Source organism: Cupriavidus sp. 05N38 (genome assembly GCF_056397345.1).
In genome coordinates this window covers 364,064-386,528 of the sequence record NZ_JBFTNF010000002.1, presented here as the reverse complement: position 1 = coordinate 386,528, position 22,465 = coordinate 364,064, and the positions used below count along the sequence as shown (strand labels likewise).

Genomic DNA, 22,465 nt, shown 5'->3' with positions numbered 1-22,465 from the left:
GGCCCCAGCGGCCGCCTGCGCCCGAGAGCATATTGCCAGCACGCGTACGAGGTTGTAATCGTTTGTGAGCACGGGCGGGGACCACGGCGGGCGGCTTTCGACTGCGGCTTCAGCCGGCCGATGCAACACAGCCTGCCTGCAATCCACCCGTGTCCGCTATCGCCGCCGGTAGGTTCCGGGCGTGCTCCGCGTCCATACCTTGAACGCACGATTGAACGCCGTGGCGTCCGCGAAGCCGAGCTGCACGGCAAGCTGGGATACCGGTGTGACAGTGGTGATCAACCGCTCAATGGCGCGCAGGGCCTCTTCGTCGCGCCGCACGGGCGCCTGCAGCGCAGTGGCGTCGAACCATGCGGCGGTGCGCGGCTGGCCAAAGCGGATCGGCGCCGGAAACACCATGGGGTAGATGGCAGCGTAGGCTGGTTCCGGAAAGCTGAAATCGATGCGACGCAGCGGCAGCCGCGACGCGTTCAGCCAGGCCAGCATCTGCCAGAACACCCGGACGAGCATCTCATGCAGAAAGTTCTGCGCACCGATCGCCTTGCGCGCGAAGGACATGCCGAATCCGCAGAGCTCACCATCCTGCACGGCTTCCATGGTCACGTCATGCTGCAGCAGTGTGAACGTGTGCGCGGCACGCCGCAAGGCAACCTGCAAAGAGGGGCACCCCCAGCGTGCTCCGGCCAATCAGCAGGAAGCTGCCGCGCCGGACGGGCAGTGACAGGAAGCCTATGCATTCATCGCCGAGTTTCTCGATCAGCAGCGCGAAGGCCGCAGCGTAGCTGCCTACCGGTATGCGTGGCGCCCCTCCATAATGGAGGGATGCCCGGTGAAGGCGGCTTGCGCACCATACGACGTGGCGCGACGGTCCGACCCGGGACGGTTGCCCGCTTTTTTCCACGTTGGAGCCGCTGCGGCGGTCGCCGGCAAGGTCGGCCCGCCATGCGTTGCACGCCGCCCCGCTCTTGATAAAAGGTACTGCCATGACTGCTCGCCTGCGCGCTTGGATTCCAGTGCTGTCGCTCGCGCTTGCCGCGAATGCATCCGTGGGGGCCGAGCCCGCCACGGATGCGCTCAGCGACACCGAGATCAGCGATGCCTACATCTATCTGCTGGGCCGCCTGCTGGTGACGCGTCAGCAGCAACTCGACTTCCGGGAGGGCTTCCAATGGAACCAGTTCATGCACCGGAAGCCCGGCGCGGTGGACTGGCCCAATCCCAATCTCGACGTGGCCTATTCCGAAGCGTGGCTTGCCGTCGACGACGCGAGCTGCACGGTGGTCGGTGTGCCGCCGGTGAAGAATCGCTACTACACGGTGCAGATCCTGAACGGCTGGGGCGAGACGCTGGCCAATATCAATGAGCGGCTGTTTCCGGCGCGCCCGGCCGGGGATTTCGCAGTGTGCCTGAGGGGCGCGAAGGCGCCGGTTCCGCCCGGCGCGATCCGGATCGATCTGCCGGTCAAGTCCGCGCGCGTGCTGGCGCGCGTGGCGCTGGGCAACGACCCCGATGCCGCGATCGCGCTGCAACGGCAGTTCACGCTGACGCAGACCGGCAAGCCCGCCGTGCCGGCGATTCCTGCCACGCTGATGTTCGAACCGGAGAAACTGCCCGGTGTGGAGGCGTTCGATGCGGCGGCCCTGGCGCTGGACAGCGGCCCCGACTTGAACGCGGGGCTGGAGCCGATGCAGGCGCTCACGCGCCGCGTAGCGGCGGCAGCCGCCGACCCGTCGTCGCGTGCCCGGATCGATCAGGTGATACGGACGCAGGCGCTGCCGGCGTTTGGAAAGGCCGGTACGATCATCGGTCACGGCTCGGTGCATAACGGGTGGGCACGCCCGGGCGTCGTGGGGGAGTACGGCATCGACTACGTGACCCGCGCACTGGTGAACTACGGCGGCATCTGGGCGAATATCAAACCGGAGGTGCTGTACTACCGCGGCGGCAACGATGCCAGCGGCGCGGTTCTGAATGGCGACCACGTCTACACGCTGACCTTCCCCAAGGACGCCCTGCCGTCGCGCTTCGCGAAGTATTTCTGGTCCGTGATCGCGGTGGACAGCGCCCGCTTCCGCGTCTTGCCGAATCCGCAGCAGAAGTACCTGGTCAATGAGCAGTCCGGGCTGAGCTATGGCGCCGATGGCTCGCTGACGCTGTTCTTCGCCGCGGAGAAGCCGGCCAATGCGCCGGCAGGCAACTGGCTGCCGACGCCGCGCGGCACGCAATACCGCCTGACCTTCCGCTACTACGGCCCGCTCGACGGTGTTGCCAACGGCACCTACTATCCGCCGGCGCTCGTCAAGGTCAAATAGCGCACGTGCGAAGCGCGCATCCCACACATCCAGACTGAACACGCGTAAGGACAACCGAGGCGCGTGAAGGGGGACATATGGAAAAGGGAATCGAGCTCGATGGCGCGCTGACCAGGAGGCTCGCGGGCTGGCGTGAGCCCGTTGCTTTCATCGCGATATCCCATGCCTGATTCGCTGTCGAAAATGGCCTGGCGACAAATCGTGTCAGATTTTTCTCTATTTCTCCCGGCAACTCTCTTTTGGACACCGCATCGCTATAGTCGGGCCTGGTGAGCGCTTTGGCGGCGCCAACGACAAGGCAGGAGGAAGAGATGGATGTCACGCCGATTGGTTCACGAGCTGCAACGTCGCGGATAGCACAGCAAGGACGGGCACGACACGAAGCCATCCGCCACCGGGGTATTGCGGAGCTGTTGCTAGGTGTCGTGATGGAATCAACATGCGGTGCAGCGAGCCCGCTCATGCTGACCGTGCATGTCGGCGGGCCATTGCTTGATGGCCGGTTCGACCTCGATGCACGCCTGGTGCATGCGGATGCCCGGCAGCAGCGCTGGCTGGCCGAGCTCAGGCAGGCGGGGATGCTTGTGGGTCGCGCGCACGTTGTGCTGGAGGGCGAGCTACCTTCATCGAGCTATGTGCCATGGCGTAGCGGGATCGGGCCCGCCGCGATAAGGAGTGGCGATGACATTGCGCTGTGCTTGCGGGTAGCGCGACTGGGTGACAGGGATTCACAGTTGCGTGCCGACGGAGAAGCCTTGATTCCACTATGGTCCACCATCCGCTATTTCGGCGACATGGGACAGCCTGCACGGGAGCGGGGATCTCTGACTGTATCGCCAATGTGCGAGCGCCGGCTTGGCGCGCTTGCCCAGTACGAATTCGAAGTGTTCGAGGCCGGGACGCGGGTCGCTACGCTAACCGCCGTCTACGGCCACGAGCATGCCTAGACGCGAGAATCGGTCGGCGCGACCTGCGGTCCTGGCCGCAGCCATTGGTCTTGCCCGGCGCGGGGGGCTTCATGGCTTTTCCATCAGCGATCTCGGTGAAGCGCTCGGGGTGTCCAAGAGTTGCGTCTACCGGCATTTCGAGTCCCGCAACGACATCGTGGCGCAAGCTGTGTTGGCCTATGGGGGGGCGCTTGCAAGCCACGCGACCAGCGCTGCCGCCCGGGCGCCCGCAGGGGTGCGTCGACTGTTAAGCATGCTGGACGTCTGGCTTGGCGAATACGTGCTGCGGGGTGGCTGTCTTATCCTGCGTGCGGGGAGCGAATGCACCAATCGGGCCGAGGACGAAGTCAGCCGCAGCACTGCGCGGGCGGTGACCACGTGGCGTGGTTTGCTTGTGTCGCAACTGAAGGATGCCAGGCGGATTGGCGAGATCGCTCCGGAAGTCGACCCTCAGCGCGTCGTGTTCGAGATCTTCAGTTTTGCCCTGGGTATCCAGCATGACCACCTGTTCCTTGGTGATCCGGTGGCATTCCGGCATGCGGTGCTCAGCAGCATGCTTGGCCGTCATGGCATCCGGATGCCCGGCGAAGCGACATTGCGCATGACCGGTCCGCGTGCCATTGTGCTCAGCTGACCCGCCGGGCTGCCTTGGCGACGGCGGTTCTGCTCATTCCCGCTCGCGCAACGCCAGCAGTTCGCGCTTGGCCGCGGCCAGCACCGCGTCGGATCGCTTCTCGTCGGCCATCACGCGGGACACCACCAGGGCGCCGATCAGCGCGCTGACCGCGAACATTGCCTTGTCGGGATCTTCACCGCCCAGTGCTTCGTCCATCCGGCCGATAAACCGTTCGATGTGGGCCGACATGGCCTCGCGCGCCGGTTCGTCAGCCCGAGCCACATCGCCGGCGAGCGCGGCGATCGCGCAGCCGGTCGTGCGCGAGTCCCGGTGCGTGCGGCTCAGGTAGCTGCGTACCGTCGAGCCGAAGTCTGGCGCCGCCTTGGTGCTCTTCGCTTCGAATGCGGCTTTGCCATCATCCAGCGCGCGCTCCAGCGCTTGTGTCAGCAACGCCGAGCGCGACGCGAAGTGACCATAAAAGCCTCCGTGGGTCAGCTCGGCGCTGCGCATCAGTTTCCCGACGCTGACGGACTCCAGTCCGGCATTCCGGATCTGCTCTGCTGCCTGGCTCAGGATGCGCTCCCTGCTGCGCGCCTTATCCGCCTGGGAGTGGCCCATGATTCATATCCCCGGTTTGTTGTCTTGACATTCTGCATTGTGATGGTCATCCTCCAGAATGACAACCATCATGCAGATTGCGAGCCGCCGCCATGGCAGAATTCGACGCACTCAACGCGGACCTGGACGATTACGAGGTTCCCTTCAAGGGCATCGTCGAGCAGTCGGTCGCCGGCATCTACATCCTGCAGGACGGCCGCTTCCGCTATGTCAACGAGACCTTCGCGCGTATGTGCGGGCTGAGGCGCGAGCGACTGGTCGGCGCCAGGTTGCGCGACGTCGCCCATCCCTCGCAGCGCGTGGCACTGCTGAACCAGTACCAGCGGAGGATCAGGGGATACGCTGCCCCCGAGATGTTCGTCATTCGAAGGACATCGTCGCGAAACCCCGGCTGCTTCGAAATCCACGGCACGCGCGTGATGTTCCACGGGCGCCCGGCCATCGTCGGCGTCGGCATCGACATCACCGAGCGAGAGCGGCAGCGCGCCGAGCTGATCGAGGCCAGCGAGCGCCTGCAGGAACTGGTGGCCAGCGCCAACAGCGTGCGCGAGAACGAGCGCAACCGCGTCGCGCGAGAACTGCACGATGTCATCGGCGGCATGCTGACGGCGATCAAATTCGACCTGTCGCGGCTGTCGCGCGGCATCGAGGCGCTGGACCGCTCGCGCGCGCCGCGCGCAAGGCAGGGCGGGGCGGCGGCGCCAGCGCTAGCCTCGCTGGCGCTCACAGCGGCGCAGACCCTTCAGCTCACGCAGGAAACGATTGAAGCCGTGCGCACGATATCCGAAGGGCTGCGGCCTGGCGCCCTCGACCATCTCGGACTGTGCGACACCCTGTGCCTCGATCTCGGACGCTTTGACAGGCGCTACGGCATTGCCACCCGCTTGCTGACTTCCGGTGCGCCGCGCGCACTGGACCGCTCCCGTGAGATGGGCATCTACCGGATTTTCCAGGAAGCGCTGACCAATGTCGCGCGCCATTCCATGGCCACCGAAGTGACGGTCCGCCTCGACTGGGCGGCGGACCGGCTGGAACTGGAGATTTCGGACAACGGCCTCGGCTTCGACTCCGACCGCACCGCGTCCTGTGGGCATCTTGGCCTGCTGGGCATGCAGGAACGCGCGCGCGAGCTGGACGGCACGCTGGTGCTGGACACCGGCCCCCGCTCCGGCGCGCGCGTGCGGTTGAGCGTGCCGGTTCCGCCTTGCACTGACGAACAAACCAACGAACAAACCGACGAACAAACCAACGAACAAGCAAACGAATACGCCACCAACCCGGCGCATATCGACGGAGAGAGACATGATTCGCCTGCTGCTGATCGACGATCACACCATTTTCCGCCAGGGGCTCAAGCGGCTGCTGGCCGAGCACGATGAGTTTGACGTTGTCGCCGAAGCCGGCGACGCGTCCGAGGCACTTGGCCGCCTGCGCGAGCAGTCGTTCGACGTGGCGCTGCTCGACGTCAACCTGCCGGGGCGCAGCGGCCTGGAGATGCTGCCCTCGCTGCGCGCCGAGCGACCCGCGATGCCGGTGGTGGTGCTGAGCATGTACCCGGCCGAGCAGTACGCGCTGCGTGCCTTCCAGGCCGGGGCGTCGGGCTATGTCACCAAGGACATGGACGCGATGGAGCTGGTCGATTCGATCCGCAACGTGGCCAAGGGCAAGCGCTACATGACGCCCGCCGTGGCCAACTGCCTGCTCGACGGTTTTGGGCGTGTCGCCGACAGCGCGCCGCACCAGCAACTGTCGTCGCGCGAGTACGAGATCATGCTGCTGATCGTGCGCGGCATCCGGCTGACGGAGATCGGGCGTCAGATGTTCCTGAGCGTGAAGACCGTCAGCACCTATCGCTCGCGCGTCCTGAAGAAGCTCGGCGTTGCCAGCAACGCCGAGCTGGCGCGCTATGCCGTCGAGCATCGCCTGATCGACTGATTCCCGAAACCTCCACCACCTTCAGAAAACGCTGACAGCGCGCAGAGCCAGTTCCGACAGCGGGATTCGCGCCTGGCATCCACACTCTCCTTAACGACATGACTCCACCGGAGTCGGAACCGAAGGAGAGAAAGATGGCCACGGACGTGCTGCTGCACCTGGACGACGGCGTGCTGGTCGTGACGATCAGCCGGCCGGCGAAGAAGAACGCGATCACCGCGCAGATGTACCGCGCGCTGGCCGACGCCATCATCGAGGCCGATCGCCGCGATGACGTGCGTGCCGTGCTGCTCCAGGGCGAGGGCGGCAACTTCAGCAGCGGCAATGACATCGGCCTGTTCGTGAACGCACAGGCGTCCGAACACAAGGCGTCGCCCGCTGTCCCTTTCCTGCAGGCGGTCATCGCGCTGCGCAAGCCGATGGTGGCTTGCGTGTGCGGTCACGCGGTCGGCATCGGCGCCACCGTCCTGCTGCATTGCGACTACGTCGTCGCCTCCGACGATGCGCGCATCCGCTTCCCGTTTGTCGATCTCGGCCTGTGCCCGGAATTCGCCTCCACGCTGCTGCTCCAGCAGGTGGTGGGCCGCAACAAGGCCGCCGAATGGCTGCTGCTCGGCGCCACCATCCCCGCCGCCGAAGCGCATCGCGCGGGACTGGTCAATCGCGTCATGCCGCAGCAAGCGGCCGGCGAAGAGGCGCTGCTCGTCGCCAAATGCCTCGCCGCCAAGCCGCGCCAGGCCTTGATGGCGACGCGCGGCCTGGTGCGCGAGGCGACCGAGGCCCTGGTGCAGGACAGCCTCCGGCGGGAGACGGTCACCTTCGACACCCTGCGCCAGTCCCCGGAGGCGCAGGAAATCTTCCGGCGCTTCCTGCAGCGCACGCCGGCCCCGACGCCTGTCCGCGCCTGAGCGGGGCATCCGGACCATTTCCACTTCCAAAAGCCAGTGCCGGGCAAAGCCGCCCGTCAGCAAAGGACCTTCCATGAGCACCCAATACGAAGTCTTCGACGACATCGCGGTCATCACGATCGCCAATCCGCCGGTCAATGGCCTGGGCTACGCCGTGCGCGTGGGCATCATCGCAGGCATCGACCGCGCCGCGGCCGATACCAGCGTCAGGGCCATCGTGCTGACCGGCGCCGGCAAGGCCTTCTCCGGCGGCGCCGACATGCGCGAATTCAATGCGCCGAAGACTGGCGGCGAGCCGGGCCTGAACACGGTGCTGGCGGCGATCGAAAACAGCGCCAAGCCGGTAGTTGCCGCCGTGCACTCGGTGGCAATGGGCGGCGGCCTCGAACTGGCGCTTGCGTGCCACTACCGCGTGGCCGTGCCGAAGGCGCGCATCGCGCTGTCGGAGGTGACCATGGGATTGTTGCCTGGCGCCGGCGGCACGCAGCGGCTGCCGCGGCTGATCGGCCTGGAGGCGGCCACCAACATGATCGTGCACGGCACGTCGATCCCGTCCGAGGCGCTGGCCGACTCCGGGCTGTTCGACCGGTTTGCGCAAGGCGACGTGGTTGCTGCCGCGCTCGCTTTCGCGCGGGAGGTCTCCGCGCGTCCGGGGCCGCATCCGCGCGTGCGCGACCTCGCGGTCCGCCATCCCAATCCCGAGGGCTACCTGGCGGTGGCGCGTGCTGCCATTGCCGCCCGCTACAAGAACCTGCCGGCGCCGTTGCGCTGCCTCGACGCCATCGAGGCAAGCTTCACGCTGCCCTTCGACGAAGGCCTGGCGCTCGAACGCCGCTTCTTTCTCGAACTGATGAATGGCGCCGTGTCGAAGTCGCTGCGCCACGCCTTCTTCTCGGAACGCGCGGCGGCCAAGCTGGCGGACGTGCCGGACTCGGTGGCCGAGCGGACGATCGGCAAGGTGGCCGTCGTCGGCGCCGGGCTGATGGGTAGCGGCATCGCGATGAACTTCCTCGGCGCCGGCCTGCGGGTCGTGCTGCTGGATGTGTCGGAAGAGGCGGTGCAGAAGGGCGCCGCCACCATCCGCCGCAACTACGAGGCGAGCGTAAAGAAGGGCAAGCTGGCCGCGGAGGCCGTCGAAGCGCGCATGGCGCTGCTGCAGCCGACCGTCGACCTGGGCCGGGTCGGCGATTGCGACCTCGTGATCGAGGCGGTCTACGAAGACATGGACGTCAAGCTGCGCACCTTCCGCGCGCTCGATGAAGTGGCCCGCCCCGGCGCGATCCTGGCCACCAATACCTCGACGCTCGACGTCGACCGCATCGCCGCCGAAACCGCTCGCCCGCAGGACGTGGTGGGCCTGCACTTCTTCAGCCCCGCCAACGTGATGCGCCTGCTGGAAGTGGTGCGCGGCGCGCAGACCGCGCCTGATGTGCTGCAGACCGCGATGCGCCTGGCCCGCCGGATCGGCAAGGTGGCGGTGGTGTCCGGCGTGTGCGACGGCTTTATCGGCAACCGCATGCTGGCGAAATACACGCGGCGCGCCGGCGAGCTGCTGGAGCAGGGTGCGCTGCCCGAACAGGTCGACCGCGCCATCGAGGAATTCGGGCTCGCCATGGGGCCGTTCCGGATGGCCGACCTTGCCGGCAACGACATCGGCTGGGCTATCCGCAAGCGCCGCTATGCCGAAGCCCCGTCGCTGCCGCGCTTCGCGCTGGGCGACCAGCTGTGCGAGGCGGGCCATTTTGGCCAGAAGACCGGGGCAGGCTGGTACGACTACGAGGCCGGCCAGCGCAAGGCACTGCCGTCGGCGCGCACGCGCGCCATGCTGGAGGCGTACTGGCAGCAGCACGGCGTGACGCCGAAGCGCTTTAGCAACGAGGAGATCGTCGACCGGCTGATCTACGCGCTGGTGAATGAAGGTGCCGCGATCCTTGAGGAAGGCATCGCCGCGCGCGCATCCGATATCGACGCCGTCTACCTGCACGGCTATGGCTTCCCGGCCTGGCGCGGCGGCCCGATGTTCTACGCCGATACGGTCGGCGTGACCAATGTCCGCCGCACGCTGCGCGCGCTGTCTGCGCAAGACACGAGCTGGACGCCGGCCGCGCTGGTCGATCAGATCGCTGACGAAGGCGGCGCCTTCAACGCCTGAATTCCCCAACCCAACGGAAAACCATCATGAATGAGGCTGTCATCGTTTCGACCGCCCGCACCGGCCTGGCAAAGAGCTGGAAGGGCGCCTTCAACATGACCCATGGCGCCACGCTCGGCGCGCATGCGGTGCGCCATGCGGTGGCTCGCTCGGGCCTGGACCCGGCCGAGTTCGAGGACTGCGTGATCGGCGGGACCTTCGGCGAAGGCACCACCGGCGGCAATATCGCCCGCGCCATTGCCCTGCGAGCGGGCCTGCCGGTGACGACGGGCGGGGTCAGCGTCAACCGTTTCTGTTCGTCCGGCCTGCAGACCATTGCGATGGCCGCGCAGCGCGTGATCCTGGAAGGCGCGCCGGCCATCGTGGCGGGCGGCGTCGAATCGATCTCGTGCGTGCAGAACCAGGCCAACACGCACATGCGGCGCGATCCGTGGCTGGTCGAGCACAAGCCGGAGTTGTACTGGAACATGCTGCAGACCGCCGAGCAGGTCGCCAAGCGCTACGGCATCAGCAAGGAGGCGCAGGACGCCTACGGCGCGCGCAGCCAGCAGCGCGCCGCGGCGGCGCAGGCCGCCGGCAGGTTCGACCACGAGATCGTGCCGATGACGACCACCATGGGCGTGGTCGACGCAGGCGGCCGTGTCACCACCCGCGAAGTCACGATCTCGCACGATGAAGGCATCCGCGCCGATACCACGCTGGAGGCGGTGTCGCGCATCCGTCCCGCGCTGCCGGGTGGCGTCGTCACGGCGGGCAATGCGAGCCAGTTCTCCGACGGCGCGTCGGCCTGCGTGGTGATGAACGCAAGGCTGGCGCAGCAGCGGGGCATCGAGCCGCTGGGCCTGTTCCGCGGCTTCGCGGTCGCCGGCTGCGAGCCGGACGAGATGGGCATCGGTCCTGTCTTTGCCGTACCGCGCCTGCTGGAGCGCGCCGGCGTGAAACTGGAAGACATCGACCTGTGGGAGCTGAACGAGGCGTTCGCCTGCCAGGTGCTCTATTGCCGCGACAAGCTCGGCATTCCTGATGAGCGTCTCAATGTCAACGGCGGCGCGATCGCGGTCGGCCATCCCTATGGCGTCAGCGGTTCACGGCTGACGGGCCATGCGCTGATCGAGGGCAAGCGCCGCGGCGCGAAGTATGTCGTGGTGACCATGTGTATTGGCGGCGGGCAGGGTGCCGCCGGTTTGTTCGAAGTGCTCTGACGAAATCCATCCATCAACAAGGAGACGGCAATGACTGCTGTGGCAAATCTTTTCGACCTGAAGGGCCGCACCGCCCTCGTCACCGGCGGGTCCAGCGGCCTGGGCCTGCAGATCGCCGAGGCGCTCGGCACGCAGGGCGCGCGCGTGGTGATCTCGGCGCGCAAGGCGGATGCGCTGGAGTCTGCCCAGGCACACCTGGCCAGCCTGGGCGTGGACGCAAGCTGGATCGCCGCGGACAACGCCGCCGAGGACGATATCGAGCGCCTCGCCGTTGAGGCGATGGCACGCCTGGGCAAGGTCGACATCCTGGTCAACAACGCCGGCGCCACGTGGGGCGCGACCACCGCCGACCATCCGCTGGCCGCCTGGGACAAGGTCATGAACCTGAATGTGCGGGCGATCTTCCTGCTGACGCAGAAGATCGGCAAGCTGTCGATGATCCCGAACCGCTACGGCCGCGTGATCAACCTGGCCTCGATTGCCGGACTCAAGGGTAACGGCCCCAAGGGCCAGCCGACCATCGCCTACAACACCAGCAAGGGCGCCGTCGTCAATTTCACGCGCGCGCTCGCCGGCGAATGGGGCCCGCACGGCATCACCGTCAATGCGCTCGCACCGGGATTCTTCCCGTCGAAGATGACAAAGGGAACGATCGAGAAGCTCGGCGTCGAGAAGCTGTCGGAGCGCGCGCCCCTGCAGCGCATCGGTGATGACGACGACCTCAAGGGCGCAGCCCTGCTGTTTGCCAGCGACGCCGGCAAGCACATTACCGGCCAGATTCTCGCCGTCGACGGCGGCCTGACCGCCGTCTGAAGCTGTCCAGCCGCAATCCAATCCAACGCAAGCGAAGGAAACCATCATGAGCAACGCAGCAGCGACGCCCGAAGTCCGCATGACGATCGAGGACCATATCGCCATCATCTCGCTCGACAACGCCGGCAAGAAGAACGCCATCACCCCGGAACTGATGCAGCAGCTCTCGCAGCGGCTGACCGAGTTCGACAATGACGACAACCTGTGGGTGGCGGTGCTCGACCCGGCGGGCGAGCACACCACGGCCGGCCTCGACATGCCGAAGTTCTTCGGCCCGACCGCCACGGCCAAGCCGATTCCCGACGACCAGGTCGATCCCTTCGGCCTCAGGAAGCGCTGCCGCAAGCCGGTGATCTCGGTGGTCCACGGCATCACCTACACCATCGGCATCGAGCAGATGCTGGCTTCGGACATCGTGATCGCCGCCGATACGGCACGTTTCTGCCAGATGGAATCGAAGCGCGGCATCGCCCCGCTCGGTGGCGCGCACTACCGTTACCTCACGCGCACGGGCTGGGGCAATGCGATGTACCACCTGTTCCTCTGCGATGAATTCTCTGCCGAAGAGGCTTACCGCTGCGGTTTTGTCCAGGAAGTCCATCCGTACGGACGGCACCGCGAGCGCGCCATGGAAATCGCGCGGGCAATCAGCAAGGTCGCGCCGATCGGCCTGCGCGCGACCAAGGCGGCCGCGCTGACCTATATCGAACACGGCGAGCAGGCAGCCATCGCGGTCATCCCGCAGGTGCGCGAGGAGGTCTTCGCATCGGAAGACTTCAGGGAAGGGATCCAGTCCTTCGTCGAGCGTCGCGAGGCCCGCTTCACGGGGCGCTGAGAGGCGGCCGAATCTCCTTCACCACGGACACGGAAACCACCATGCAAACCTTCACGTCGATCGAAGCCCTGAAAGCGTTCCAGGGCAAGGAGGCCGGGCCAGGAAACTGGCACCAGGTCACGCAGCACGAGGTGAACCTGTTCGCCGAGGCCACCGGCGACCACCAGTGGATCCATGTCGATCCAGAGCGGGCCAGGCGTGAGTCGCCGTTTGGTGGCCCCGTTGCCCACGGATTGCTGACGCTGTCGTTGCTGCCGATGCTGATGGCGCAGGTGACGGGCTTCGAGGGCGTGCGGGCGCGGGTCAACTACGGCCTGAACCGCGTCCGCTTTACCGCGCCCGTGCCGGTCGGCGCGAAGGTGCGCGTCCGCGCGGTCCTGCAAGCGGTGGATGACGAAGGCGACGGTGGCGTGAAGGTGACGTGGAACGTCACGTTCGAGATGGAAGGATCGGCCAGGCCGGTCTGCATCGCGGAATCGCTGGCCAAGCTTTACTTCTAGGCAACTCCCGCACCGACGCGCCATGCCACCCGGCGCCGCGCGACGCATGCCGTCGCGCGGCGTGGCTTCCTTCGCCCTGGCGATGGCGGCCCCCCCAAGAAAGAAAAAGACTGGAGACAACAAGATGATCACTACTGCATGCGGCGGCGGCCGCGCGCGGATTGCGGCCGTGGCGCTGCTGATGCTCGGCGCGGCGCCCGCAGGCGGCGCGCTTGCGCAAGGCCGCACGCCCGCCTCGCTGATCGTTCCCTACCCGGCGGGCAGTTCGTTCGACATTGTCGCGCGGCGGATTCAGCCGGACCTCGGCACGCGCCTGGGCCGTACGGTGGTTGTCGAGAATTTCGGCGGTGCGTCAGGGTCGCTTGGCGCACAGCGCTTACTTAAGGCCGACAGCGAAACACTGACCATGGTCGTGGCGTCGCCGAACGAACTGACGCTGCCGCCGCTGGCGATGACGAGCGTGCGCTACAAGCCGGAAGACTTCCGCATGGTCGCGCTGCTGACGTCGGGCGTGCTGGCCGTGATGGCGAGGCCCAACTACCCGGCGAACAGCCTGGGAGAACTGGCCGGGAAGGCCCGCCTGCCCGGGGCGCAGCCGCTGTCGTTTGCCAGCACGGGCGTGGGTTCGATCTTTCACATGGTTGGCGTCGATTTCGGCAGGCGCCTCGGTATCCCGGTCAACCACGTGCCTTACAAGGGCGGTGCGCCAGCGGTGCAGGACGTGATGAGCGGGCAGGTGGACATCACCTTCATGCCGTTGATTCCTGCCTACATCCAGGCCGCCAAAGCGGGAAAGATCAAGGTGCTGGGCGTCCTGTCCGCGGACCGGCACGCCGCGCTGCCGGAGGTTCCGTCCGTCGACGACATCGCGGCATTGCGCGGCTTCCACTATTCGATGTGGACCGGGCTCTTCGTGTCCGCCAGGCTGCCACGGACCACCGCCGATGCCATCGGAAAGGCGGCCAACGACATCGTGGGCCAGGCGGCATTCCGCGATTGGGTGGCGGAGCGAGGCAATTTGCCAGGGACCGCGATGGATCTCGACCAGGCCGCCTCGTACTACCGCCAGGAGTCCGGCCGCTTCGCGCGCCTGGCACGCGACATCAACCTTGAACGCGAATGAGCACTGCAACGGAGTCATCCATGACCGCCCCCATGCCTGAGTACTGGACCGACGAGGTCCTGTTTAGCGAAGCCGACGTGGCCTGCTTCGAGCGCGTCCCGCTCGCCGAGCGCAAGCTGCCGGCCTCTACCTACGAGATGCTGATGGACGGCTGCGCCGTCGAGCCGTCGAAGGTCGCCATCCACTATTTCACCGACGGCGCGCGTCCTCTTGAGAGCGCGCGGCAGGTCACCTATGCCGAGCTGCGCGACAAGGTGCACCAGACGGCCAACCTGCTGGGCGACCTCGGCGTGGGCAAGGACGATGTCGTATCGGTGCTGTTGCCGGCCATCCCCGAATCGCAGTTCGTGCTGTGGGGCGCGCAGGCCGCCGGCATCGTCAACCCGGCCAACTGGATGCTGGAGCCCGACATCCTGGTGCAGATGTTCCGCTCGGCCGGGACCAAGGTACTGGTCGCCTACGGCGGCGAGGACAACGCCGAGATCTGGGCCAAGGCCGAGGCGGTTGCCCATGGCTTGCCGTCGCTGGCGGCGGTGATCCGCGTGGGCGGGACCGGGACTGCCCCGGCGGCGGTCGCAGGCATACCCGTGATCGACTTCGCCCTGGCCGTGGAGCGCTATCCCGCCGACCGGCTGCTGTCGGGGCGCGTCTTCTCGCCCGACGACACCGCCTCCCTCTTTCACACCGGCGGCACCACGGGCGCGCCCAAGCTGGCGCGCCACCTGCACCGCAACCAGGTGTTCTGGGTGTGGGCGTCGAAATACCTGACGGGGTTCGATTCGGCCGAGGTGCGGCTGGTCGGCGTGCCGATCTTTCACGTCGCCGGCGCCGTGGTCGGCTGCTTCGGCCCGCTGGCCAAGGGCGCGACCGTGATCCTGATGACCGCGGCGGGCTTCCGTCATCCGTCGGTGCTGCCCAATATCTGGCACATCGTCGAGGTCATGCGGGCCAACATGCTGACGCTGGTGCCGACGCTGGTCAACCAGGTGCTGTCGATCCCGCTCAACGGCGCGGACATCTCGACGCTCACCTACGTCGCCTCCTCGACGGCGCCGCTGTCGACGACTGTCGCGCAAGCCTTCTACCGGATGACCGGCCTGCGCATCCGTGAGAGCTGGGGCATGACCGAGACCACCGCGGTCACCTGCGTCACGCCGCCGGGCGAGCAGGTCAAGGTCGGCAGCTCGGGGGTGCGGCTGCCGTACCAGCAGGTGCGCATCGTGCAGCCGGACGGCGACGTGGCGCGCGACTGCGCGCCGGGCGAGTGCGGGCTGGTCATCGCGCGCGGGCCCTCGGTCTTTCCCGGCTACCTCGGGCAAGAGCAGGCGGCACGCTGGTTCGACGGCGACTGGCTCGACACCGGCGACCTGGGCTACCTCGACGCCGACGGCTGGCTGTGGATCACCGGCCGCGCCAAGGACCTGATCATTCGCGGCGGCCACAATATCGATCCGAAGATGGTCGAAGAAGTCCTGTTCGGCCATCCGGCGATCCAGGACGCCGCCGTGGTCGGTGCGCCGGACGCGCATGCCGGCGAGGTGCCGGTCGCCTACGTAGTGCTGAAGCCGCAGGCAAGCGCTTCGGCCCAGACCGTGCTGCAGTACGCCACCGAGCACATGCCCGAGCGTGCGGCGGTGCCCCGGCACTGCTTCGTGCTGCCGGAAATGCCGAAGACATCGGTCGGGAAGATCCAGAAGAACCTGCTGCGGGTCGACGCCATCGAGCGGATGTTCCGGGCCGCGCTCGACGGCATCGGCCGCGGTGCGGACGCCTCGGTGCAAGCTACCGACCGCGGCAGCCGCGGCTTCTTTGTCGAGATCCGCGTGCCGGCGCGCGAGGCGGACGATGCCGTGCTGGCCGACGCATTGCGTAGTTTCACCATCCCCTATGCGGTCCGAGCCGCCGAAGGAGCCTGACCATGAGCCGATCCATTGACCGAAGGACGGCGGGCAAGTGGCTGCTTGCCGGCGCCGCCACGGCCGCCGCGACGAGCCTGCCGCGCGCGCTGCTGGCCCAGTCGGCCTTTCCATCGAAGACGCTGCAGTTGGTGGTGCCGTATCCGGCCGGCGGCACCACCGATGTGGTGGCGCGCACGCTGGCGCATGGCATGTCGGGCCAGAAGACGCCCCCGGTGATCGTCGAGAACCGCCCCGGCGGCTCCAGCTCGATCGGCACCGGCTTCGTGGCGCGCGCGCAGGCGGACGGCCACACGCTGCTGGTGACGACGGGCAGCACCGTGACGTTGCTGCCGCACACGCAGGGACTGCCGTTCGACCCGCTGAAGGCGCTGATCCCGGTTGCGGAACTGGGCCGCACGCCGCTGTTCCTCTACGCCAATCCCGGCATCCCGGCGAAGGACCTGAAGGGGCTGGTCGCGTGGATGAAGGCCAATCCCGGGAAGATCACCTACGGCTCGTACGGGCAAGGCACGCAAGGGCATTTCGGCGGCGTGATCCTCGGCAAGTCCGCGGGGGTCGACATGCTGCACGTGCCGTTCCAGGGCGGCGCGCCGGCGATGCAGGCCCTGATCGGCGGCCATGTCCAACTCATGATCGACGCCTACCAGCCGGCAATGGAGCAGGTAAAGGCGGGCAAGGTGCTGGCCCTCGCGGTGTCCAGCCCCGAACGCAGCCCGTATGCGCCGGAGGTTCCGACCTTCCGCGAGCTGGGCCTGCCCCAGGTCGAGGCCATCAGCGGGTTCTTCGGCATGTTCGCGCCGGCGGGGACGAAGCCGGAGACGGTCACGGCGCTGAGCCGGCTCGTCTCCGGCATCACGGCTTCCGAGGCCTATCGCCAGAGTCTGGCGAAGCTGGGCGTGCTGCCGCCGCAAGCCCTGACCCCGGCGCAGATGGACCGGTCGGTCCAGCAGACCAACGCGGAGTGGGCGAAGTTTGTCCGGGATATCGGCTATCGCCGGGGCGACGCCTGAGCGCCGGCAATCGCCATCCATCGCCATCCATCGCCATCCATTGCATTCACGAACAAGGAATTGCTGTGTCCACAACATACAAAGCTCCCGTCGACGACTATGTCTTCCTGCTGCATGACGTGATCGCGCCGGTCGCGCCGCATGCACTGGGCGACCTCGCGCGCGACGATACACGCGAGGTGCTCGGGCAGGCCGCCCGCTTCTTCGAGGAAGTCTGGGCGCCGCTGGACGGCCCGGCCGACGAGCAGGGCTGCCGTTTCGAAAACGGCGCGGTACGGACGCCGGACGGCTATCCGGCCGGATACGCCGCGCTGTGCGAGGCGGGCTGGAACCGGGTGTCGGCGCCCGAGGCACTCGGCGGTGCCGGACTGCCGGAGACCATCGGACAGGCGGTGCGCGAGTTCTCCGCGTCGGCCTGTAATTCGCTGGGCCTCTATGCGGGCCTGACGGCCGGCGCGCATGCCACGATCCGCCGCACCGGCGAGCCCTGGATGCTGCAGCACGTCGTGCCTGCGATGGTCGAGGGACGCTGGGCGGGCACGATGTGCCTGACCGAGCCGCATTGCGGCACTGACCTGCGCCTGATGAAGACGCGCGCGGTGCCGCAGCCGGACGGCAGCTGGCGGCTGAGTGGCACCAAGATCTTTATCTCGGGCGGCGACCAGGACCTGACCGAGAATGTCATCCACCTGGTGCTGGCGAAGGTGCCGGACGAGAGCGGCCATATCCGTGACGACCTTTCGACGGTCCGGCTGTTCCTTGTTCCCAAGCGCGTGGTGGACCCCGACACCGGCACGCTGGGCGGCCCCAACGGCGTCGTCGTGGCCGGCATCGAACACAAGATGGGCCTGAAGGGCAGCGCCACCTGCACGATGTCGTTCGAGCACGCGCTGGCGTATCCGCTGCAGGAGTCGAGCCAGCCTGCGGGGACGCAGCGCAAGTCGTCCGCCGGCATGAGCGGCATGTTCGACATGATGAACTCGGCGCGCCTCGGCACCGGGCTGCAGGCATTGTCGTCGGCGACCCGCGCCTATGGCCATGCCGCCGACTACGCCCGCGAGCGGCTGGCCGGCCGGGCGGCCAAGGCCGAAGACCGCAGCGGCGGCGCCGCCGACCCGATCGTGGTCCATCCGGACGTGCGCCGGCTGCTGCTGAAGCAGGCAGCTTTCCTCGAATCCGCCCGCGCCCTGGGATTGCTCGTCAGGACGCTGCTCGACGAGCCGGACGAAGCGCTGCGCGGCAGCCGCAACGCGATCGGCAGCCTGCTGACGCCGGTGGTCAAGGCGTTCTTCAGTGACCGTTCCTTCGAGTCGGCCAACGACGCCATGCAACTGATGGGCGGGCACGGCTATATCCGCGACAACGGGGTCGAACAACTGGTGCGCGACTGCCGCATCTTCCAGCTCTACGAAGGCGCCAACGGCGTGCAGGCCCTGGACCTGGTGCTGCGCAAGCTGCCCGCCGGCGGTGGCCGCGCGCTCGCTGACTTCCTCGAACTGGTCGAGGGCACGGCGTCGGAAGCGGGGCAGCGCGAGCCGCTTCGCCCGCATGCCGATGCGCTGCGGCAAGCCGTGCAGGACATCCGCGCCTGCGCCACTTGGTTCGCTGACCCGGCGCGCGACCCGTACGACGCCGGCGCGTCCTCCAGCGATTTCCTCACGATGATGGGCATCGTCGCCTGCGCCTGGACGTGGCTGCGGATAGCGGATGTGGCGCTCGGCCTCATGCCCGCGGCGGCAAACAAGCCATTCCTCACGCGCAAGCTGGAACTCGCCCGCTACTGGTTCGCGCGCGAACTGCCGCTGGTTCCGGCCTTGCGGCAGCGCGTGGAAACCGGCGCGGCCTGCCTGATGGCGTTGCCGGCCGACCAGTTCTGACCAGCATTCGCTCTCACCCATTCATTCAAAGGAGATTCGCCAATGAAAACGCAGATCACCGAATTGTTCGGCATCGCGCATCCGATCATCCAGGGCGGCATGCACTACGTCGGGTTCGCGGAGCTGGCTGCCGCGGTGTCCAATGCGGGCGGGCTGGGCATCATCACCGCGCTGACGCAGCCGAGTCCGCAGGCCCTGGCGCAAGAGATCCGGCGTTGCCGGGAACTGACCGACAAGCCGTTCGGCGTCAACCTGACCTTCCTGCCCGCGCGCAATCCGCCCGATTACCCCGGCTACGTGCGCGCGATCATCGATGGCGGCGTCAAGGTCGTCGAGACCGCCGGCAACAACCCGCAGAAATGGCTGCCGATGCTGCACGAAGCCGGGATCAAGGTGATCCACAAATGCACGTCGGTGCGGCATGCATTGAAGGCCGAGAGCATCGGCTGCGACGCGGTCAGCGTGGACGGCTTTGAATGTGGCGGCCATCCCGGCGAGGACGACGTTCCCAACTTCATCCTGCTGCCCCGCGCCGCGGACGAGCTCAAGGTGCCGTTCGTTGCCTCGGGCGGCATGGCCGATGGCCGCTCGCTGGTGGCGGCGCTGGCAATGGGTGCCGGCGGCATCAATATGGGCACGCGCTTCGTCGCAACCCACGAGGCGCCGGTACACCAGAAAGTGAAGCAGGCCATCGTCGCGGCGACCGAACTCGATACGCGGCTCGTGATGCGGCCGCTGCGCAATACCGAGCGCGTGCTGAACAACGCCGGGGTCGAGCGCCTGCTGGAGAAGGAAAGGCGGCTCGGGGCCGACATCGCCTTCTCGGACATCGCCGAGGAGGTGGGTGGCGTCTATCCGCGTGTCATGAAAGACGGCGACCTCGACGCGGGCGCCTGGTCGTGCGGCATGGTCGCCGGCTTGATTCATGACATACCCACGGTCGGAGAACTGATCGACCGAATCATGCGCCAGGCGGAAGACATCGTTGCAAAGCGACTGCAGGGGATGCTGTCGCTTGCATGAATACTGAACATACCAGCAGGGGGAAAGGCAATGCGTGGAATTGTTGCGAAGATCAAAGTCCAGGAAGGCCGGGAGGCCGAGTTCGAAGCGCTGGCGGCCGACCTGGTCGCCGCATCGCGCGGTGAAGCAGGCTGCCTGTCATATGAGCTGTGGCGCTCGGATGAAGACCGCGTCTATGTCTTTATCGAGCGCTATGCCGACGAGGCTGCGGCCCAGGCCCACGTCAAGGCCGATCACTATCGCCGCATCGGTCGGCAGATGGGCGCGTTCATGGATGGTGCGCCGACTGTGTTCAGGCTCGCGGCGGTGGAATCCGGTGCCGGCACATCCTGACGGCGGCGCACCACGCCTCTGACGAGATGGCCTCGTTGCGCGCATGGCAGGGTCGAGGTCTCCAGGCGACCTCATGTGATGTGACGGGTCCGGGGTCAGGCGCTGACGGCAGCGGGGGAATGCGCGATGGGCTCTTGTGAGCGCGGTCCGCCATCGGCCATCCGTCCCGCGCCGAGGATCAGGTCGCGCGAGATCGCCTCGGTGCGCGTCACACCGCACAGTTGCATCGTTCGCATGTACTCGTCCTGCAGGATCGCCAATGCGCGGTGCGCACCCTCCTCGCCCGCCGCGGCCACGCCGTAGAGCGTGGCGCGGCCCACGAGCACGGCTTGCGCACCAAGCGCGCGCGCCTTGAGGACGTCGCTGCCGCGCCTGACGCCACCGTCCAGCAGCACCGGCACGCGGCCCTTCAGTGCCTGGACCACCGGAGGCAATGCATCGATCGATGCCTGCACGCCGTCTAGCTGGCGCCCGCCATGATTGGACACGACGATCGCATCGGCGCCCAGCGCCGCCGCGCGCAATGCATCGTCGGGACGAAGAATGCCTTTGACGATCAGCTTGCGCGGCCAGCGGTCCCGCAGCGCGGCCAGCGCATCCCAGTCGAATGCGGGATCGTAGTTTCGGCCGACCGACGATGCCACGGCGCTGGCGCTCCGGGCTTCCGCCTCCAGGCCCTGCAGGTTTTCCATCACGGGCATGCCGTGGGTCAGCAGACGCATTGCCCAGCGTGGGCGCGTCGCGAAGTCCAGGAGGTTTCGCGGCGTGAAACGGAACGGCACGCGGAAGTCGTTGCGGAAGTCCCGCTCGCGCTTGCCGCCCACGGGCAGGTCCACCGTAATGACCAGCGCCTCGTAGCCGGCCGCATGGGCGCGGTCCATCCAGGCATGCAGGAACGGCTTGTTGCGCAGGATGTAGGCCTGGAACCAGAGCCGTCCCGGCGCCGCGTCGGCAATCCGTTCGATCGAGGCCGTGGCAGTGCTCGACAAGGTATATGGCACACCGGCCGCCGCGGCCGCACGGGCGATGGCCACGTCGCCGCCGTGCCGGCCAAAGCCGACCGCACCCGTAGGTGCGATGGCCAGTGGCATCGCCGCCGGGGCGCCCAGCACCGTGGCGCCGGTGTCGACCGAAGACACGTCGACCAGCGTGTGCGGGGCCAGGCGAATGCGCCGGAACGCGGCCACGTTGTCATCGAGGGTGATTTCGTCTTCGGCGCCGCCATCGAAGAAATCGAAGATGGCGCGCGGCAGATACCTGCGCGCCGCCGCCCGCAGGTCCGCAATCGAATGGGCGTTCATCGTGGTGCTCACTCTGCCTTGATGCCGGCCGACTGGATCACGCGCTGCCACCTCTGCTGGTCCTGTTTCAGGAATGCGGCGAACTGGGCCGGCGTGTCGCCAACGGGGATCGCGCCAAGGCTGCGCAGGCGCTCCTTCACCGCGGGCTTGGCCAGCGCCTTGACCATCGCATCATGAAGCTTGTCGACGGCCTCCTTGGGCGTGCCGGCCGGCGCGAGCAGTCCCACCCACGGTGCCGTCTCCTCGAAGCCCGGAAAGCCGGATTCGGCCATCGTCGGCGCATCGGGGAACTCGGGCAGCCGCCTGGCGGTGCCGACAGCCAGTACGCGCAGGCGCTTCTGGTTCACGTATTCGGCAATGCCGATGATCGGGTAGAAGGTGAACGATACGCGACCGGCCATGACTTCGGTCAGCGCGGGACCATTGCCACGGAACGGTACATGGGTCATATGCACTTTCGCCGTCGTCCCCAGCAGTTCCGCGGCCAGGTGTCCCGAGCCGCCGTTTCCGGCCGAACCGAAACTCACGGCGCCGTCGCCGGACTTGGCTGCCTTGATCAGCTCGGGCAGCGTGTGATACGGGGAATTCGCCGCCGTGACGGCCACCAGCGGCAGCATCGCCGCGTTCGATACGGGCACGAAGTCCTTGAGCGGGTCGTAGCCGGCGCGCTCCTTCATCAGCAGCGCGTTGACGTTGTGCGATAGCGAGGCGAACAGCACCGTGTAGCCGTCGGCGTCGGCGGCCTTGACTTCCTTGGTGGCGATCAGCGAGTTGGCGCCGGTCTTGTTATCGACCAATACCGATGTCCCAAGCGTGGTGCTCATGTCCTGCGCCAGCACGCGCGCAATGACGTCGGTCGGGCCGCCGGCCGCGAAGCCCACGACCATGCGGATCGGCTTTGACGGATAGGTGGCGGTGGCTGCGGCGACTGCGGGCGCGGTGCCGAGCAGTGCGCCGGCTGCCACGAGCGTGGCGGCCATTCGTTGCCAGGCAGTGATGTGCGGGGGGCATTTCATGGTTGTCTCCTTGAGTGTCGTGCGG

Annotated in this window: 21 protein-coding genes; 17 read left to right on the top strand and 4 right to left on the bottom strand. The window is 67.2% G+C overall.

Features of this window, described 5'->3' with window-relative positions; genetic code table 11:
- Positions 1 to 156 precede the first annotated feature (156 nt).
- Entirely contained in the window at positions 157 to 657 is a 501-nt protein-coding gene (locus AC1DK4_RS02725; protein ID WP_477131378.1) for an AraC family transcriptional regulator, read from the bottom strand.
- 290 nt (positions 658 to 947) lie between these two features.
- Here AC1DK4_RS02725 and AC1DK4_RS02720 point away from each other — a divergent pair, with 290 nt between their 5' ends.
- From AC1DK4_RS02720 to AC1DK4_RS02710, 3 genes are all read left to right on the top strand, one after another.
- Complete coding sequence (locus tag AC1DK4_RS02720) at positions 948 to 2,312, top strand: DUF1214 domain-containing protein (RefSeq protein ID WP_441611902.1); 1,365 nt, start codon at positions 948 to 950, stop codon at positions 2,310 to 2,312.
- Positions 2,313 to 2,623: 311 nt separating this feature from the next.
- Positions 2,624 to 3,259, top strand: a complete 636-nt coding sequence (locus AC1DK4_RS02715) for a hypothetical protein (protein WP_441643117.1) — start codon at positions 2,624 to 2,626, stop codon at positions 3,257 to 3,259.
- Positions 3,252 to 3,893, top strand: coding sequence for a TetR/AcrR family transcriptional regulator (locus AC1DK4_RS02710; RefSeq protein ID WP_441611904.1), 642 nt, complete (start codon positions 3,252 to 3,254; stop codon positions 3,891 to 3,893). The genes AC1DK4_RS02715 and AC1DK4_RS02710 overlap by 8 nt, the downstream gene beginning before the upstream one ends.
- Positions 3,894 to 3,926: 33 nt before the next feature.
- Here the strand turns inward: AC1DK4_RS02710 and AC1DK4_RS02705 are convergent, their stop codons facing one another.
- Positions 3,927 to 4,493 (bottom strand): TetR/AcrR family transcriptional regulator, encoded by a 567-nt coding sequence (locus AC1DK4_RS02705; protein ID WP_441611905.1) that lies wholly within the window; start codon positions 4,491 to 4,493, stop codon positions 3,927 to 3,929.
- 92 nt (positions 4,494 to 4,585) lie between these two features.
- Here AC1DK4_RS02705 and AC1DK4_RS02700 point away from each other — a divergent pair, with 92 nt between their 5' ends.
- The 14 genes from AC1DK4_RS02700 to AC1DK4_RS02635 all read left to right on the top strand — a co-directional run bounded on the left by AC1DK4_RS02700 (position 4,586) and on the right by AC1DK4_RS02635 (position 20,123).
- Entirely contained in the window at positions 4,586 to 5,872 is a 1,287-nt protein-coding gene (locus AC1DK4_RS02700) for a PAS domain-containing sensor histidine kinase (RefSeq protein ID WP_441611906.1), read from the top strand.
- A complete protein-coding gene (locus tag AC1DK4_RS02695) occupies positions 5,796 to 6,428 on the top strand; it encodes a response regulator (protein ID WP_441611907.1) in 633 nt (210 codons plus the stop codon). The genes AC1DK4_RS02700 and AC1DK4_RS02695 overlap by 77 nt, the downstream gene beginning before the upstream one ends.
- Positions 6,429 to 6,574: 146 nt before the next feature.
- The gene (locus AC1DK4_RS02690; protein ID WP_441611908.1) at positions 6,575 to 7,336 is read left to right on the top strand and encodes an enoyl-CoA hydratase-related protein; all 762 of its coding nucleotides are present in this window, start codon (positions 6,575 to 6,577) and stop codon (positions 7,334 to 7,336) included.
- A 73-nt stretch (positions 7,337 to 7,409) separates the two neighbouring features.
- Entirely contained in the window at positions 7,410 to 9,488 is a 2,079-nt protein-coding gene (locus tag AC1DK4_RS02685) for a 3-hydroxyacyl-CoA dehydrogenase NAD-binding domain-containing protein (RefSeq protein WP_441611909.1), read from the top strand.
- 26 nt (positions 9,489 to 9,514) lie between these two features.
- Complete coding sequence (locus AC1DK4_RS02680; protein ID WP_441611910.1) at positions 9,515 to 10,690, top strand: acetyl-CoA C-acyltransferase; 1,176 nt, start codon at positions 9,515 to 9,517, stop codon at positions 10,688 to 10,690.
- A gap of 30 nt (positions 10,691 to 10,720) precedes the next feature.
- Entirely contained in the window at positions 10,721 to 11,503 is a 783-nt protein-coding gene (locus tag AC1DK4_RS02675; RefSeq protein WP_441611911.1) for an SDR family oxidoreductase, read from the top strand.
- 46 nt (positions 11,504 to 11,549) lie between these two features.
- Complete coding sequence (locus tag AC1DK4_RS02670) at positions 11,550 to 12,338, top strand: crotonase/enoyl-CoA hydratase family protein (RefSeq protein ID WP_441611912.1); 789 nt, start codon at positions 11,550 to 11,552, stop codon at positions 12,336 to 12,338.
- A gap of 41 nt (positions 12,339 to 12,379) precedes the next feature.
- The gene (locus AC1DK4_RS02665; RefSeq protein ID WP_441611913.1) at positions 12,380 to 12,838 is read left to right on the top strand and encodes a MaoC family dehydratase; all 459 of its coding nucleotides are present in this window, start codon (positions 12,380 to 12,382) and stop codon (positions 12,836 to 12,838) included.
- Positions 12,839 to 12,962: 124 nt separating this feature from the next.
- Positions 12,963 to 13,961, top strand: a complete 999-nt coding sequence (locus AC1DK4_RS02660) for a tripartite tricarboxylate transporter substrate binding protein (protein WP_441611914.1) — start codon at positions 12,963 to 12,965, stop codon at positions 13,959 to 13,961.
- A gap of 20 nt (positions 13,962 to 13,981) precedes the next feature.
- On the top strand, positions 13,982 to 15,877 hold the full coding sequence (locus tag AC1DK4_RS02655; RefSeq protein ID WP_441611915.1) for an acyl-CoA synthetase: 1,896 nt from the start codon (positions 13,982 to 13,984) through the stop codon (positions 15,875 to 15,877).
- A 2-nt stretch (positions 15,878 to 15,879) separates the two neighbouring features.
- A complete protein-coding gene (locus tag AC1DK4_RS02650) occupies positions 15,880 to 16,890 on the top strand; it encodes a Bug family tripartite tricarboxylate transporter substrate binding protein (RefSeq protein ID WP_441611916.1) in 1,011 nt (336 codons plus the stop codon).
- A gap of 65 nt (positions 16,891 to 16,955) precedes the next feature.
- Positions 16,956 to 18,767 carry an acyl-CoA dehydrogenase C-terminal domain-containing protein gene (locus AC1DK4_RS02645; RefSeq protein WP_441611917.1) on the top strand — a complete coding sequence of 604 codons (1,812 nt, stop codon included), beginning with the start codon at positions 16,956 to 16,958 and terminating at the stop codon, positions 18,765 to 18,767.
- A gap of 42 nt (positions 18,768 to 18,809) precedes the next feature.
- Positions 18,810 to 19,790 (top strand): NAD(P)H-dependent flavin oxidoreductase, encoded by a 981-nt coding sequence (locus AC1DK4_RS02640; RefSeq protein ID WP_441611918.1) that lies wholly within the window; start codon positions 18,810 to 18,812, stop codon positions 19,788 to 19,790.
- Between the two features lie 30 nt (positions 19,791 to 19,820).
- A complete protein-coding gene (locus AC1DK4_RS02635; protein WP_441611919.1) occupies positions 19,821 to 20,123 on the top strand; it encodes a putative quinol monooxygenase in 303 nt (100 codons plus the stop codon).
- A 95-nt stretch (positions 20,124 to 20,218) separates the two neighbouring features.
- Here AC1DK4_RS02635 and AC1DK4_RS02630 read toward each other — a convergent pair whose 3' ends face one another.
- Together AC1DK4_RS02630 and AC1DK4_RS02625 are read right to left on the bottom strand one after the other, a co-directional pair.
- The gene (locus AC1DK4_RS02630; RefSeq protein WP_441611920.1) at positions 20,219 to 21,424 is read right to left on the bottom strand and encodes an alpha-hydroxy acid oxidase; all 1,206 of its coding nucleotides are present in this window, start codon (positions 21,422 to 21,424) and stop codon (positions 20,219 to 20,221) included.
- 8 nt (positions 21,425 to 21,432) lie between these two features.
- Complete coding sequence (locus AC1DK4_RS02625; RefSeq protein ID WP_441611921.1) at positions 21,433 to 22,440, bottom strand: tripartite tricarboxylate transporter substrate binding protein; 1,008 nt, start codon at positions 22,438 to 22,440, stop codon at positions 21,433 to 21,435.
- Between the last annotated feature and the right edge of the window lie 25 nt (positions 22,441 to 22,465).

Bases quoted from the DNA above. Each gene is read 5' to 3' on its own strand.
- AC1DK4_RS02650 (WP_441611916.1), top strand. From the start codon at position 15,880: ATGAGCCGATCCATTGACCGAAGGACGGCGGGCAAGTGGCTGCTTGCC.
- AC1DK4_RS02655 (WP_441611915.1), top strand. From the start codon at position 13,982: ATGACCGCCCCCATGCCTGAGTACTGGACCGACGAGGTCCTGTTTAGC.
- AC1DK4_RS02625 (WP_441611921.1), bottom strand. From the start codon at position 22,440: ATGAAATGCCCCCCGCACATCACTGCCTGGCAACGAATGGCCGCCACG.
- AC1DK4_RS02710 (WP_441611904.1), top strand. From the start codon at position 3,252: ATGCCTAGACGCGAGAATCGGTCGGCGCGACCTGCGGTCCTGGCCGCA.
- AC1DK4_RS02640 (WP_441611918.1), top strand. From the start codon at position 18,810: ATGAAAACGCAGATCACCGAATTGTTCGGCATCGCGCATCCGATCATC.
- AC1DK4_RS02680 (WP_441611910.1), top strand. From the start codon at position 9,515: ATGAATGAGGCTGTCATCGTTTCGACCGCCCGCACCGGCCTGGCAAAG.
- AC1DK4_RS02705 (WP_441611905.1), bottom strand. From the start codon at position 4,493: ATGGGCCACTCCCAGGCGGATAAGGCGCGCAGCAGGGAGCGCATCCTG.
- AC1DK4_RS02700 (WP_441611906.1), top strand. From the start codon at position 4,586: ATGGCAGAATTCGACGCACTCAACGCGGACCTGGACGATTACGAGGTT.
- AC1DK4_RS02660 (WP_441611914.1), top strand. From the start codon at position 12,963: ATGATCACTACTGCATGCGGCGGCGGCCGCGCGCGGATTGCGGCCGTG.
- AC1DK4_RS02665 (WP_441611913.1), top strand. From the start codon at position 12,380: ATGCAAACCTTCACGTCGATCGAAGCCCTGAAAGCGTTCCAGGGCAAG.
- AC1DK4_RS02685 (WP_441611909.1), top strand. From the start codon at position 7,410: ATGAGCACCCAATACGAAGTCTTCGACGACATCGCGGTCATCACGATC.
- AC1DK4_RS02695 (WP_441611907.1), top strand. From the start codon at position 5,796: ATGATTCGCCTGCTGCTGATCGACGATCACACCATTTTCCGCCAGGGG.
- AC1DK4_RS02675 (WP_441611911.1), top strand. From the start codon at position 10,721: ATGACTGCTGTGGCAAATCTTTTCGACCTGAAGGGCCGCACCGCCCTC.
- AC1DK4_RS02670 (WP_441611912.1), top strand. From the start codon at position 11,550: ATGAGCAACGCAGCAGCGACGCCCGAAGTCCGCATGACGATCGAGGAC.
- AC1DK4_RS02715 (WP_441643117.1), top strand. From the start codon at position 2,624: ATGGATGTCACGCCGATTGGTTCACGAGCTGCAACGTCGCGGATAGCA.
- AC1DK4_RS02630 (WP_441611920.1), bottom strand. From the start codon at position 21,424: ATGAACGCCCATTCGATTGCGGACCTGCGGGCGGCGGCGCGCAGGTAT.
- AC1DK4_RS02635 (WP_441611919.1), top strand. From the start codon at position 19,821: ATGCGTGGAATTGTTGCGAAGATCAAAGTCCAGGAAGGCCGGGAGGCC.